A 715-nucleotide genomic window follows, 5' to 3' on the forward strand; every position below is an offset into this window, starting at 1 on the left:
CACACCAACGGATCAGCGAAATCGTGTGAAACGTGTTTGTAGAATTCTTGGTATTCTTCATCTGAGATATCTGCTTTATTACGCGTCCACAACGCTTGAGCTTTGTTGATTTGCTCCCACTTCTTCTCATCTGTCTCTTTACCGTCTTCATCACGCACTACAGTTTGGATAGAAACAGGAATACCGATGTGATCCGAGTACTTGCTGATGACATCGCGCAAGCGCCATTCATTTAAGAACTCTTTACCTTCGTCACGCATGTGAAGAATAATGTCGGTACCACGAGATTCTTTAGTGATGTTTTCAATGGTGTACTCACCTTCACCAGCAGAATGCCATTGCACTGCTTCGTCTGCTGGCAAACCTGCTGCACGAGTGCGCACGGTCACCGCATCAGCAACGATAAATGCAGAGTAGAAGCCAACACCAAATTGACCGATCAATTGCGAGTCTTTGCTTTGCTCTTCTGAAAGCTTTGAGAAGAATTCCGCGGTGCCTGATTTTGCGATGGTGCCTAAATGTTCGATAACGTCATTGCGGCTCATACCGATACCGTTATCAGAAATCGTTAGGGTATTTGCACTTTCATCAAACGACAGCTTAACGCCAAGATCTGCGTTACCTTCATATAAAAATGGATTCGAAAGTGCCTGAAAACGCAATTTGTCTGATGCATCTGATGCGTTAGAAATCAGCTCGCGCAAAAAGATCTCTT

General features: G+C 44.5%; 1 protein-coding gene. It reads right to left on the bottom strand.

Annotation, left to right across the window (positions count from 1 at the left end):
• A partial coding sequence (locus R7040_RS26450; protein ID WP_318097575.1) for an ATP-binding protein occupies window positions 1–715 on the bottom strand: 715 nt, incomplete at both ends.

The organism is Vibrio sp. 1069, assembly GCF_033340555.1.